Source organism: Amycolatopsis sp. NBC_01480, assembly GCF_036227205.1.
Classification (GTDB): Bacteria; Actinomycetota; Actinomycetes; order Mycobacteriales; family Pseudonocardiaceae; genus Amycolatopsis.
This window is the reverse complement of record NZ_CP109442.1, coordinates 4,449,977-4,461,583: the sequence shown is the minus strand read 5'-3', so window position 1 is coordinate 4,461,583 and position 11,607 is coordinate 4,449,977. Positions and strand designations below refer to the sequence as shown.

General features: G+C 69.8%; 13 protein-coding genes. 6 read left to right on the top strand and 7 right to left on the bottom strand.

Annotated elements, in window-relative coordinates; genetic code table 11:
* Positions 1-16: 16 nt before the first annotated feature.
* Positions 17-478: a low molecular weight protein-tyrosine-phosphatase gene (locus tag OG371_RS21490; RefSeq protein ID WP_329071899.1), complete on the top strand. Its 462-nt coding sequence runs from the start codon at positions 17-19 to the stop codon at positions 476-478.
* A 78-nt stretch (positions 479-556) separates the two neighbouring features.
* On the top strand, positions 557-1,387 hold the full coding sequence (locus OG371_RS21485) for an SURF1 family cytochrome oxidase biogenesis protein (RefSeq protein ID WP_329071897.1): 831 nt from the start codon (positions 557-559) through the stop codon (positions 1,385-1,387).
* Between the two features lie 12 nt (positions 1,388-1,399).
* On the opposite strand, the gene OG371_RS21480 is transcribed toward OG371_RS21485, so the two are convergent.
* Both OG371_RS21480 and OG371_RS21475 read right to left on the bottom strand, forming a co-directional pair.
* A complete protein-coding gene (locus OG371_RS21480; protein ID WP_329071895.1) occupies positions 1,400-2,332 on the bottom strand; it encodes a cobalamin biosynthesis protein CobD/CbiB in 933 nt (310 codons plus the stop codon).
* Between the two features lie 44 nt (positions 2,333-2,376).
* On the bottom strand, positions 2,377-3,072 hold the full coding sequence (locus OG371_RS21475) for a FadR/GntR family transcriptional regulator (protein ID WP_329071893.1): 696 nt from the start codon (positions 3,070-3,072) through the stop codon (positions 2,377-2,379).
* A 102-nt stretch (positions 3,073-3,174) separates the two neighbouring features.
* On the opposite strand from OG371_RS21475, the gene OG371_RS21470 reads away from it, so the two are divergent.
* The 4 genes from OG371_RS21470 (at position 3,175) to OG371_RS21455 (ending at position 5,948) form a co-directional block, all read left to right on the top strand.
* Complete coding sequence (locus OG371_RS21470) at positions 3,175-3,669, top strand: gluconokinase (protein WP_329071891.1); 495 nt, start codon at positions 3,175-3,177, stop codon at positions 3,667-3,669.
* The gene (locus OG371_RS21465; protein WP_329071889.1) at positions 3,666-5,033 is read left to right on the top strand and encodes a GntT/GntP/DsdX family permease; all 1,368 of its coding nucleotides are present in this window, start codon (positions 3,666-3,668) and stop codon (positions 5,031-5,033) included. Before OG371_RS21470 ends, OG371_RS21465 begins: the two co-directional genes overlap by 4 nt.
* A gap of 79 nt (positions 5,034-5,112) precedes the next feature.
* Positions 5,113-5,439 (top strand): ArsR/SmtB family transcription factor, encoded by a 327-nt coding sequence (locus OG371_RS21460; RefSeq protein WP_329071887.1) that lies wholly within the window; start codon positions 5,113-5,115, stop codon positions 5,437-5,439.
* On the top strand, positions 5,436-5,948 hold the full coding sequence (locus OG371_RS21455; RefSeq protein WP_329071885.1) for an SRPBCC domain-containing protein: 513 nt from the start codon (positions 5,436-5,438) through the stop codon (positions 5,946-5,948). The genes OG371_RS21460 and OG371_RS21455 overlap by 4 nt, the downstream gene beginning before the upstream one ends.
* A 77-nt stretch (positions 5,949-6,025) precedes the next feature.
* Here the strand turns inward: OG371_RS21455 and OG371_RS21450 are convergent, their stop codons facing one another.
* From OG371_RS21450 to OG371_RS21430, 5 genes are all read right to left on the bottom strand, one after another.
* The gene (locus OG371_RS21450) at positions 6,026-7,021 is read right to left on the bottom strand and encodes an N-acetylglucosamine kinase (RefSeq protein ID WP_329071883.1); all 996 of its coding nucleotides are present in this window, start codon (positions 7,019-7,021) and stop codon (positions 6,026-6,028) included.
* Complete coding sequence (locus tag OG371_RS21445) at positions 7,012-8,271, bottom strand: 6-phospho-beta-glucosidase (RefSeq protein ID WP_329071881.1); 1,260 nt, start codon at positions 8,269-8,271, stop codon at positions 7,012-7,014. Before OG371_RS21445 ends, OG371_RS21450 begins: the two co-directional genes overlap by 10 nt.
* A complete protein-coding gene (locus tag OG371_RS21440) occupies positions 8,268-9,158 on the bottom strand; it encodes a carbohydrate ABC transporter permease (protein WP_329071879.1) in 891 nt (296 codons plus the stop codon). Before OG371_RS21440 ends, OG371_RS21445 begins: the two co-directional genes overlap by 4 nt.
* Positions 9,159-9,228: 70 nt before the next feature.
* A complete protein-coding gene (locus OG371_RS21435) occupies positions 9,229-10,218 on the bottom strand; it encodes a carbohydrate ABC transporter permease (protein WP_329071877.1) in 990 nt (329 codons plus the stop codon).
* The gene (locus OG371_RS21430; protein WP_329071875.1) at positions 10,215-11,588 is read right to left on the bottom strand and encodes an extracellular solute-binding protein; all 1,374 of its coding nucleotides are present in this window, start codon (positions 11,586-11,588) and stop codon (positions 10,215-10,217) included. Before OG371_RS21430 ends, OG371_RS21435 begins: the two co-directional genes overlap by 4 nt.
* Between the last annotated feature and the right edge of the window lie 19 nt (positions 11,589-11,607).

Here is an 11,607-nt window from a genome sequence, read left to right as displayed (position 1 = left end):
TGGAAGACTCACGCCCGTGACTCATGTCGTGTTCGTGTGCTCGGGCAACATCTGCCGCTCTCCCATGGCGGAGCTGGTGTTCCGGGCGAAGCTGGCCGAAGCGGGGCTCGACGGGGCCGTTCGGGTGTCGAGTGCCGGGACGGGGCCGTGGCATGTCGGGGAGGCGGCAGACCGGCGGGCGCGCGCGACGTTGAAGGCGCACGGCTACCCCACGGAGCACGTCGCGTCCGAGGTGAGCGATGAAGACCTCGAAGCCGACCTGCTGCTGGCCGCCGACGAAGGGCACCTCGAGTTCCTTCAGGCGCGCGTCGCCGAGCCGGGGCGGGTTCGGCTGCTCAGGGACTTCGACCCCGTCGCGCCGCCGTGCTCCGAGGTGCCGGACCCGTACTACGGCGCCGACGGCGGGTTCGAAGAGGTGCTCGGCATGATCGAACGGGCCATGCCCGCCCTCGTCGACTGGGTGCGCGCGCACGGTTAGCACGCTTTGTCCCACCCGAACGCGCCTGGTGGAGAGGTCGCCGCGCGCCCGGGGATGGTGACCGCCTACCGTGGAGGGGTGCGGTTGCGCTTTCTGCTCCGGCCCGGCTGGCTGGCTTTGACGGTGGTGGTGTTCACCTTCGCCGTCTGCTGCTTCACGCTCCTCGCGCCGTGGCAGTTCCGGCGCGACGGCGAGCAGTCGGCCCAGAACAACGCGCTGACCGCGTCGTTCACCGCGCAGCCGGCGGCCGTCTCGCAGCTGCTGGCGCCCGGTGCGGCGCCGAACCAGCAGAACGAGTGGCACCTGGTGTCGCTGACCGGCACGTACATCCCGTCCGCCGAGGTCGTGGCCCGGCTGCGGACCGTGCAGGGCGAAGCCGCGTTCGAGGTGCTGACGCCCCTGCGCGCGACTGACGGCACCGTCTACCTCGTCGACCGCGGCTACGTCCGGCTCGACGACAAGTCCGGCGTGCTCCCGTACGCCGCGGCGCCGGGCGGCCAGGTGACGGTGGTCGCGCGCATCCGCAGCGACGAAGCCGACCCGAAGCACCGCAACGCCTTCGCGGACGCCTCCACCGACGGCAAGCTCCAGAGCTACACCGTCGACTCGCAGGTGGTCGCGCGCTCGTCCGGCCTGACCATCCGGCCCGGTTACTTCCAGCTCGACCAGAACCAGCCCGGCGTGCTGGGCGCGCTGCCGCTGCCGCAGCTGGACTCTGGACCGTTCTTCTCGTACGCGCTGCAGTGGATCGCGTTCGGCACCATGGCGGTGCTGGGGTGGCTGTACTTCACCATCCGCGAGCTGAAGCCTGGTGGCGCGCTGACCGTGGACAAGGCGGACCGGACACGGCGGAAGTCGGTCGCCGAGATGCTGGCTGAAGACGACGAAGAGTTCACTGCGGTTCGATAAAGCGGACTGCGGTCAGCTCTTGCGGTGACGCAGTCCCACAGTCACGGCCACCACTACCGAAGTAGCGCCCGCGAGCCACCCCACCACCCGGGAAAGCTCCACAGCCCTCGTCACATGGCCCGCGTCCGGGTTGCGGCCGACGCCCAGGACCGGGAGTTCGACGACTCCGTGCGGGTACACCGTGCGGCCGCCGACGCGGATTTCCAGGGCGCCGGCGAAAGCGGCCTCGACGCGACCGGCGTTGGGGCTGGGGTGGGCGATGGTGTCGCGGCGCCAGGCTCGCCAGGCGCCGCCCGCGGAGCCGCCGACGACGGGGGCCGCCAGTACCGTCAGGGCCGCCGCGGCGCGGGTCGGGATGAGGTGGATCAGCTCGTCGATCCGTTCGACCGCCCAGTGGTGCCGGCCGGTGCCCCTGGCCGTCTGGCGCAGCACGCTGATCATGCGGGACGCCAGCAGGCCCGGCACCCCCGCGAGCGCGCCCCACAGCAGCGGCGCGACGACCACTTCGGACGTGTTCTCCGCCAGGGTTTCCACGGCCGCACGGGAAAGCCCGATCATGCCGAGGCTGTCCGCGACGCGGGTGTCCAATTCGGACAGTGTGCCGCGGGCCGGTTCGAGACGGCCTTCTTCGAGGTCCCGCGCCAGTTCGGTGCCCTGCGTGGCGAGGCCCGCGGCGCCGACGACCGCCCAGGTGGTCACGGCGGTCGTCGCGGCCTGGATCACCGGGCGGCCGCGGCCGGCCCGTTCGGCGACCACTCCGACGGCCACCGCCGCGGCCGTCACGCCCAATCCGGCCACCACGGACCGCACCGACGCGGGGGCCGGGGCAGCCGGGACCGAAGCCAGACGGCGGAAGGCGGTGACCGGAGGGCGTCGCCGGGGGTTGCCCAGGGCGCCGTCGGCCGCCAGGCCCAGCATCAAACCGATGGCACGCGCCGCGCTCACTTCAAGTCCCCCGGATTCGTGAAGAGTCGAGTGCAGGCCCGAGATTACCCGGCCACGGCGGCGGCGATCTCGTCGCGTGCCTGGTCCACGATGTCGCGCATCGCGCGCTCCGCCCGGCCGGCCTCGCCCGCGTCGATCGCGTGGGCGACCTCCACATGCCAGGCGACGGCTTCCGGCTGCGGCTCCGCGGGCATCAGGCCGTGCTCGGTGCGGCCCGCCAGCACCTCGGCGACCACCGAGGACAGCTGCGCGAACATCGGATTTCCCGAGGCCGAAAGCACCAGATCATGGAACGCGACGTCGTGGCCGAGGAACGTCGAAAGGTCCCGTTCCCGCGCCGTGCGCTCGAGGTGCGCCGCCAGCGCGCGCAGCCGGCCACGGTCCTCCGGCGTCGCGCGCAGGGCCGCGAACCGCGCGGCACACGGCTCGACGCCGGACCGCAGCTCGGTCAGCGTCCGCAGGGCGACGGCGCGGCCCGGGCCGTCCAGCTGCCAGCGGATCAGCCGCGGGTCGTAGTGGTTCCACTCGGCCGGTTCGCGCACGATCACGCCGACGCGCCGCCGGCTGCTGGTCAGCCGCATCGTCTCCAGCACGCGCACGACTTCGCGCGCGACAGTCCGCGACGCCCCGAAGCGCTCCTGCAGCTCGTCCGAGCGCAGCACCGAACCCGGCGCCAGCTCACCGCCCGCGATCGCCGCGCCCAATGCGTCGAGGACTTCCTCGTGCCTGTCACTCCCCACTCGATCAACCTAGCCCTCTGATTCGATTAAGTACTACTTCTTCTTGATTAAGTAGTACTTTTGAGTTTGACTGCTCCGGGCACAACGACGTGGGAGGTGCGGATGACCGTCATCGTGGTGATGGGCGTTTCGGGATCCGGCAAGACGACGGTCGGCACGGCACTGGCCGAACAGCTGGGCGTCGAGTACGCCGAGGCCGACACCTTCCACCCGCAGGCCAACATCGACAAGATGACCGCGGGCCACGCGCTCACCGACGCCGACCGCGCGCCCTGGCTCGAGTCCATCGCCGACTGGATCCGGCGGCACCAGGAGACCGGCGGCGTAGTCACGTCGTCCGCGCTCAAACGCCGGTACCGCGACGTGCTGCGGACCGGCGGCCGCGTCTGGTTCCTGCACCTGAACGGCGACCGGAACCTGCTCGCCGAGCGGATGAAAACCCGCACCGGCCACTTCATGCCCGTCTCGCTGCTCGACTCCCAGCTCGCGGACCTCGAGCCGCTGCAGCCAGACGAGGCGGGCCGCGTCTTCGACATCGCCGACAGCCCTGCCGACATCATCGCCGCCGCTCTGAGCGGCTTCCGGGAGCACGCATGACCACCCTCGCCGCCGGCTGGACCGGCCACGACACCCGCCTGATCGCCGCGACGGTGCTCGCCATCGCCGTGATCGTCGTCCTGATCAGCAAGGTGAAGCTGCACCCGCTGCTCGCGCTCACCCTCGGCTCCGGCGTGCTCGGCCTGGTTGCCGGGATGCCGGTCGACAAGCTGCTGAAGAGCTTCGAGAGCGGGGTCGGCAGCACCATCGCGTCGGTGGGCGTGCTGATCGCGTTCGGCGCGATGCTCGGCAAGCTGCTGGCCGATTCCGGTGGCGCGGACCGGATCGTCGACACCGTGCTCGGCCGGGTCCGCGGGCGCGGGCTGCCGTGGGCGATGGCGCTGATCGCCGCGCTGATCGGGCTGCCGATGTTCTTCGAGATCGGCCTGGTGATGCTGATCCCGGTGGTGCTGCTGGTCGCCAAGCGCAGCGGGAAACCCGTGCTGCTGCTGGGAGTTCCGGCGCTGGCCGGGCTCTCGGTGCTGCACGGCCTGATCCCGCCGCACCCCGGCCCGCTCGCGGCCGCCGGCTCACTCGGCGCGAACGTCGGCCTCACGCTCGCCCTCGGCCTGCTCGTCGGCCTGCCGACGGTGGTCATCGCCGGCCCGCTGTTCGGCCGCCTGGCCGCGAAGCTCGTGCCCGACGCCACGCCGCCCGAACGGCTCGTGCCCGATTCGGAGCGCAGCGACACCGAGCACCGGCCGAGCTTCGCCGCGACACTGTCCACTGTGCTCCTGCCCGTGGTGCTCATGCTGGCCAAGGCGCTGGCGGACATCCTGGCGGGCAAGGAAAACGGCGTCCGCCGGGTGCTCGACTTCGTCGGCGACCCGCTGGTCGCCCTGTTGCTCGCCGTGCTCGTCGGCATGGTCGTGCTGGGCCGCCCCGCGCGGCTCAACCGCGCCAAGCTGACCTCGATCATCGGCGAGTCACTGGGCCCGATCGCCGGCATCATGCTGATCGTCGCCGCGGGCGGCGGATTCAAGCAGACGCTGGTGGACGCGGGCGTCGGCGACGTGATCACCAGCCTCGCCACCGGCGCCCACTTCTCCCCGCTGCTGCTGGGCTGGCTGGTCGCCGTCGCGATCCGGCTGGCCACGGGCTCGGCGACGGTCGCGACGGTGTCCGCCGCCGGCATCGTCGCCCCGCTGGCCGCCACCCTCGACCCGACCCACAACGCCCTGCTGGTGCTCGCCATCGGCGCCGGCTCGCTGTTCTTCTCGCACGTGAACGACGCCGGGTTCTGGCTGGTCAAGGAGTACTTCGGCATGTCGGTCGGCCAGACGCTGAAGACCTGGTCGGTGATGGAGACGATCATCTCCGTGGTCGCGATCGGGCTGATCCTCCCGCTCGGCGCCCTGCTGTAACCAGCGCCGCAGGACCGCGAACGGTCCTGCGGCGCCGCATTGGTTGACATGTGACCTTTTGGTCACCTATTCTCGGCTCATGCCGGAGGACGACCAGGTGTTCAAGGCGCTGGCCGACCCCACCCGGCGGTTCCTGCTCGACCTGCTGTTCGCCCGGGACGGGCGGACGCTGGGCGAGCTGGAGTCCGAAGTGGACATGACGCGCTTCGGCGTGATGAAACACCTGAAGCTGTTGGAAGAAGCCGGACTGGTCACCAGCCGCAAGGAAGGCCGCGAGAAGCGGCACTTCCTGAACGCGGTGCCGATCCGGCAGATCCACGACCGGTGGATCGGCAAGTACACCGCCCGCCACACCGCGGCGCTGCTCGACCTCAAAGCCGAACTGGAGAAGGAGTCACCCGAATGACCGAGACGAAGACCGTGCAGGTCAACCGCGTCTACATCAAGGCGAGCCCGCAGGCGATCTGGGACGCCATCACCAAGCCCGAGTGGACGGAGAAGTACGGCTACGGCGGCCTGGCCGACTTCGACCTCACGCCCGGCGGCAAGCACCGCGTCCGCCCGACGCAGGCGTTCATCGACTCCGGGTTCACCGGCGACCTGCTCGACGGTGAGGTCGTCGAGGTCGACCCGCCGCGCAGACTGGTCATCACCTGGCGGCTGACCATGGACCCGTCGCTGATCGCGGAGCCGTACACCACGCTCACCTACGACATCGAGGAAACCAAGTCGACGGGCACCCGGCTCACCGTCACCCACGACGTCACCGGCGCGCCGAACCACGCCGCGATGGTCGCCGGGGTGCACGAGGACCTCGACGCCGGCCCCGGCCAGAACGCGGGCGGCGGCTGGGCCTGGGTCCTCTCGGACCTCAAGTCCCTGCTGGAGACCGGCGAGACCGTCGCGGTCCGCTGACCTCACTGGGACAACGGCCGTCAAGGCCTCCTTGCCCGCGCCGGACGCGGGTAAGGAGGCCTTGACGGCTTTGGTGGTCAGGCCCGCTGGGTGGCGGCCTTCAGCGCGGCCTTCGCCGAGGCGGGCGCGCCCAGCGCGTCGAGGCCGAACAGGGCCGCGCCGACAACCGGGTTCACGTCGACCACCCGCACTCGCGCGAGCGGCGCCACTTTCAGGCATCGCCGCTCGATCTCCGCGATCACCGGCGCGCCGACGCCGGTCAGCACGCCGCCGCCGAGGATCACCTCCGGGGCCGATTCGGTGAGGTCCAGCCGTCGCACGATCACCGCGACCAGCACGCTCACCTCCTCGACGAACCGCGTGACCACTTCTTGGGCCACCTCGTCACCCTCGGCCGCGACCTCGAACAGCAGCGGGCACAGGCCGTGGATCGACGCCGAGTCGATTTCGCCGAAGTGCAGGCCCTGCACCACGTCGAGCAGCGTCGGCAGGCCGAAGAAGCCCGCCACCGCGGTCTGCAATTCCGTCCGGGGGCCACGTCCGTCTTCCGCGCGGACGGCCCACCACAGGGCCTCCTCACCGAGCCGGTAGCCGCCGCCCCAGTCGCCGGAAACCCTGCCCAGCGCGGGAAACCGGTGCACGCGGCCGTCCGGGCCGATGCCCGCGGCGTTGATCCCCGCACCGCAGACCACGGCGATGCCGGTGCCGTCCGAGCTGCCCGCGCGCAGCAGCGCGAGGACGTCGTTGCCGACCTCCAGCGTGGTGCTCCAGCCGCGCGCGAGGAGCGCTTCGAACAGCGGTTCTTCCTCACGCGGGAAGTCGAGCCCGGCCAGGTACGCCGAGGTGTGCACGCCGTACGGCCGCTCCGCCGGCAGCCCGGCCGAAGTCAGCGCCTCGGCCACCAGGGATTCAAGCGCCGTAACACATCCTTCCACCCCGACGTTCTGCGGCGAGGCGCCGGGGCCGCGCGACTGGGCGAGCACCCCGCCGTCGCGCGACACCAGCAGCACCTCGGTTTTGCTGTTGCCTCCGTCGATTGCGACGACTGCTGGTTCGACCGGCCTCATGCCCATGGCAGGAAGTCGCGGTTGATCGACACCAGGGAGTCGGCCAGCTGGTCGGCCTTGGTGTACTGCCCGATCAGCGGGTGGGCCAGCAGCGCGTCGGCCACCCGGTCGCGCCCGCCCTTGACCGCCGCCTCCAACGCCAGGTGCTCGTACGCCGTCACGGCCGCGATCAGCCCGGCGAACCGCGGCTCGACGGGCTTCTGCGGGATCGCCACCGCCCCGCCGGAGTCCACAGTGGAGGACACCTCGATCACCGCGTCGTCCGGCAGGAAGCCGAACGTGCCGTTGTTGGGCACGTTCACCACGTGCTCCTCCGCCGGCCCGCCCGCGGTCAGCGCGTGCACGAGCTGCACCGCCGCCTCCGAGTAGTACGCGCCGCCGCGCTTCTCCAGCGAATCCGGCTTCGTCACCTGCTCCGGGTCGAGGTAGAGCTTCAGCAGCTCCTCCTCCACATCGCTGACCACCTCGGCGCGCGGGCGCTCTTTGAGCTGCTTGGCCACCTGCTCGTCGTGGGCGTAGTAGTACTTGAGGTAGTACGACGGCACGGCGTTCATCCGCCGCATCCACTCGACCGGCGCCGTGACCTCCTCGCCGAGGAACTCCGCGTGCTCGGACAGCAGCTCGGGCAGCCGGTCCACGCCGTTGACGAAAACGCCGCGCTCCCAGCTCAGGTGGTTCAGTCCGGTGTGGACGAGCTTGACGTCCCCGGTGCCGGCGCCGAGCAGCTTCCCGAACTTCCGCTGCAGGTTGATCGCGACGTTGCACAGCCCGACCGCGCGGTGGCCCTCCTGCAGCAACGCCCGCGTGACGATGCCGACCGGGTTGGTGAAGTTGACGATCCAGGTGTCCTCGCCCGCCACTTTGCGCACGCGCTCGGCGATGTCGAGCACCACCGGCACCGTCCGCAGCGCCTTCGCCAGCCCGCCCGCACCCGTCGTCTCCTGGCCGAGGCAGCCGCACGCGTGCGGGAACGTCTCGTCCGTCGCGCGCGCCCGCTGCCCGCCGACGCGCAGCTGGATCAGGACCGCCGAAGCACCCTCGACGCCTTCCTCCAGGTTCGCGGTCGTGCGCACCCGGGCCGGGTGCCCGGCGTGGTCCAGCAGCCGCTGGCTGAACCCGCCGACGGCCTCCACCCGGTAGGCGTCGGGGTCGATCAGCACGATCTCGTCGACGTCCAATGTGGAGCGCCGCCCGGCGATCCCGTCGACCAGCTCCGGCGTGTAGGTGGACCCACCGCCGACCACAGCCAGCTTCATCCCTTGACTCCCGTGAACGTGATGCCCTTGACAAACGACTTCTGCGCGAACACGAACAGCACGATCACCGGCGCCATGATCAGCGCGGTGGCGGCCATCGTGAGGTTCCACTCCACGTGGTGCATGCCGCGGAACGACGCGATCGCCAGCGAGAGCGGCCAGTTGTCCTGGTTCTCGCCGGTGTAGAGCAGCGGCCCGAAGTAGTCGTTCCAGGTGAACAGGAAGCAGAACATCCCGGTGGCCGCGATGCCCGGCTTGGCCATCGGCAGCAGCACCCTGATCATGGCCTGGAACTCGTTGCAGCCGTCGATCTTCGCCGCTTCGAGGTAGTCCTTGGGAATGGTGAGGAAGAACTGCCGCAGCAGGAAGATCGAGAACGCGTCGAAGAAGAAGTACGGCACGATCAGCGGCACCAGCGTGCCGGTGAGGCCGAGCCGCACCCACAGGTCGTACAGCGGCACGATGGTCACCTGCGGTGGCAGCATCATCGCCGCCACCGTGAGCATGAAGAACAGGTTCTGCCCGCGCCACCGCAGCTTCGCCAGCCCGTACGCCGCCGGGATGGCCGAGACCAGCGCCCCGACCGTCGCCAGCGAGGAGTAGAGCAGGCTGTTGCCGAAGTACTCCAGCAGCGGCGCCCGGCGGAACACCTCGACGAAGTTCTCGAAGTGCCACTCCGTCGGCCACAGGCTCGAGGACATCGCCTGGTCGCTCTTCATCACCGCGGTGAGGAAGACGAACAGCAGCGGCAGCACGAAGACCACGCCGAGCGCGATGCCGATCGCGTGCGTCGCGATGTAGCCGAGGCGTTTTTCCCACTGGCGCTTGAACTGTACGCGCGGGGGCACGGACGCGGGCGGGCGCGCGGGCGCCGAGATCGTGGTCATGCCCCCGCTCCGTTCATGCGGGATACCCGCACCCAGTCGGGGCCACGAACGGGCTGTCGCGAGGATAAGTTCATGCCCCCTCCTCCTGGTGTTGGGCCTTACGCAATTGCCTGACCAGAATCCACGTGAACCCGGCGGAAACGATGAACAGCAGCACGGCCATGGCCGCCGCGTAACCCATGTTGAAGTAGCGGAAACCCTGCACGTACAACCAGATCGGGTAAGTCAGCGTCGAGTTCTCCGGCGCGCCGATCAGCTTCGAGTTGCCCGCGACGTCCGCCGTGCCCGCCGAAGCGGACGAGGCCACGATCGCCTGCGTGAAGAACTGCAGCGCGTAGATCATCGAGTTGACCACGCCGAACAGCAGCACCGGCGAGATCGACGGCAGCGTCACGTGCCAGAACCGGCGGACCGGGCCGGCGCCGTCCAGCTCCGCCGCCTCGTACTGCTCGGCGGGCACGTCCAGCAGCGCGGCCAGGATGATGATCATCAGCTCGCCGGAGCCCCACAACGCCAGCAGCGTCAGCGCGGGCTTCGACATCTCCGGGCTGTTGAACCACAGCCCGCCGTCGATGCCCAGCAAGCGCAGGAACCGGTTCACCGGGCCGAATTCGGGGTTGAACACGAAGACGAACGCCAGCGTGGCCGCGGCCGGCGGGGCCAGCGCCGGCAGGTAGCAGAGCGTCCGGACGATGCCGACGCCCGACTTCAGCCGCGAGATCACCGAGGCGACGCCGAGCGAGAACAGCACCCGGCAGACGGTCAGGATGATCACCAGCCACAACGTGTTGTACGCCGCGGTCTTCACCAGCGGCTCGCTGGTGAACATCCGCACGTAGTTCTCGAACCCGATCCACTGCGGCGGGTTGATCAGGTCGTAGCGGGTGAAGGAGTAGTAGACGGTGGCGATCAGCGGGTAGCCGAAGAAGATCAAGAACCCGAGCGTCGCCGGTGCCATGAAGAAGAACACCGTCCGCCTGCGCTTCGCCCGGCGGGCCCCCGCCCGCACCTTCGCGGGTGCGGGCGGGGCGCTCGCCTCGACGGGCAGCGTCGAGGTCATCCGCCCGCGCCCTTCTGCGCCAGCTCGTCGTTCACCTGCGCGTCGACCTGCTTGAGGCCGGCGTCGAGATCGGGCACGGAGCCGGCCTGCCACTTCTCGGCGAAATCGTTGACCGCCTTGAGGAAGGCGTCGCCGATCGGGGTGGACGGGTTCGCGACCATCTTGCCGCTGTCGTAGATGTCCAGGAAGGTCTTGAACTGCGGCGGCACGTCGAGCTTCGGCGACGACAGCGAATCCTTGGTGCTGGGCACGTTCTTCAGGCCGTTGGCCATGTCCACCAGGGTGTCGGTGTCGAGGCTGGCCTGCTTGATCAGCTCCCAGGCCGCGCCGGGGTTCTTGGCGCCCTTGGGGATGGCGATGATGGTGCCGGTGGCGAAACCGCCGCCGTAGTGGTCGGCCATGCTGTCGAGCACCGGCGCGGGCGCGGTGGCGTAGTTCAGCTTCGGGGTCTGGTCCTTGATGAACGCGGTGCGGAACTCGCCGTCGTACATCATCGCCAGCTTGCCGGTCTGGAAGCCGTTGTCGGCCGAGTACTCGTCGCCGAGGCCGGCCTTGAACTTCTCCACCTTGTCGTGGCCGCCGTAGAAGTCGATCAGCTTCTTCTGGAACTCGAACATCGCCTTCCAGCCGGGGCTGGACGAGAGTGAGGACTTGCCGTCCGGGCCGATGAACTGCGCGCCGAAGTTCGGGGCCCAGTACTGCGCCTGGTTGGCGTAGAACGGCATCGCAGGGATGAAGCCCGCGGTCTTGATCGAGCCGTCCGGGTTGAACTCGGTGAGCTTCTCGGCGTCCTGGAGCAGCTCGGTGGTCGTCTTCGGCGGCGAGGTGATGCCCTTGGCCGCGAACTGGTCCTTGTTGTAGTACAGCCCGTAGACGTCGGCGAGCATCGGCATGGCGCAGCGCTTGCCCTGGTACGAGGTGTAGTTGCGGACCGCCTCGGGGATCTGGTTCAGGTCGATCTTGTCCCGGTCCAGGTAGGGCTTGAGGTCCTGGAAGCTGCCGGTGGAGCACCAGGCGCCGAGGTTGTCGGTGTAGAACGAGATCGCCACGTCCGGCGGGTTGCCGCCGCGGATCGACTGGGTGAGCTTGTCGTCGTCCTGGTTGCCCTCGTGGTTGATGGTGATGCTGGGGAACTTGGCCTTGAGCTTGTTCAGCGCCGCGGTGACCACGCCGTACTCACGGTCGGTGAACTTGCTGTAGACGGTGATGGTGAGCTTGTCGTCCTTGCCCGGCGGCGCGGCGGCGTCACCCGAGGCGGTCGGCGCGGCCGCGCCACAGGCGGACGTGAGCAGCGCGGTGGCGGTCGCGGCGCAGAGCAGCAGAGAGCCGCGCCTTCGGGCGATTCTCCGGATGCGGGTCGTGAGGGGCATGACCCTCCTCCTCATCGGT

Bases quoted from the DNA above. Each gene is read 5' to 3' on its own strand.
- OG371_RS21470 (WP_329071891.1), top strand. From the start codon at position 3,175: ATGACCGTCATCGTGGTGATGGGCGTTTCGGGATCCGGCAAGACGACG.
- OG371_RS21465 (WP_329071889.1), top strand. From the start codon at position 3,666: ATGACCACCCTCGCCGCCGGCTGGACCGGCCACGACACCCGCCTGATC.
- OG371_RS21460 (WP_329071887.1), top strand. From the start codon at position 5,113: ATGCCGGAGGACGACCAGGTGTTCAAGGCGCTGGCCGACCCCACCCGG.
- OG371_RS21455 (WP_329071885.1), top strand. From the start codon at position 5,436: ATGACCGAGACGAAGACCGTGCAGGTCAACCGCGTCTACATCAAGGCG.
- OG371_RS21450 (WP_329071883.1), bottom strand. From the start codon at position 7,021: ATGGGCATGAGGCCGGTCGAACCAGCAGTCGTCGCAATCGACGGAGGC.
- OG371_RS21445 (WP_329071881.1), bottom strand. From the start codon at position 8,271: ATGAAGCTGGCTGTGGTCGGCGGTGGGTCCACCTACACGCCGGAGCTG.
- OG371_RS21440 (WP_329071879.1), bottom strand. From the start codon at position 9,158: ATGACCACGATCTCGGCGCCCGCGCGCCCGCCCGCGTCCGTGCCCCCG.
- OG371_RS21435 (WP_329071877.1), bottom strand. From the start codon at position 10,218: ATGACCTCGACGCTGCCCGTCGAGGCGAGCGCCCCGCCCGCACCCGCG.
- OG371_RS21430 (WP_329071875.1), bottom strand. From the start codon at position 11,588: ATGCCCCTCACGACCCGCATCCGGAGAATCGCCCGAAGGCGCGGCTCT.